1 protein-coding gene is annotated in these 260 nt (G+C 59.2%); it reads left to right on the forward strand.

Annotation, left to right across the window (positions count from 1 at the left end; genetic code table 11):
• Positions 1 to 260 (forward strand): efflux RND transporter periplasmic adaptor subunit (locus AAEY88_RS14245; protein ID WP_350563442.1); only part of this gene is annotated, 260 nt, incomplete at both ends.

Raw genomic sequence — 260 nt, forward strand, 5'->3', positions numbered from 1 at the left:
GGGCAGATCGGCGTGCGCCTGGGCGCTTACGTCAATTCCGGCGCGCAACTGATGGTGCTGGTGCCCAAGCAGTTGTGGGTGATTGCCAATATGAAAGAAACCCAGATGGACAATGTGCAGGTCGGCCAACCGGTGACGTTCACCGTGGATGCGCTGAACCACCGCAAATTCCATGGCACGGTGCAGCATATTTCCCCGGCGACCGGTTCCGAGTTCAGCCTGTTGCAGGCCGACAACGCCACCGGCAACTTCGTCAAGAT

The sequence above is a fragment of the Psychrobacter sp. CAL346-MNA-CIBAN-0220 genome (assembly GCF_040309805.1).
Lineage (GTDB): Bacteria > Pseudomonadota > Gammaproteobacteria > Pseudomonadales > Moraxellaceae > Psychrobacter.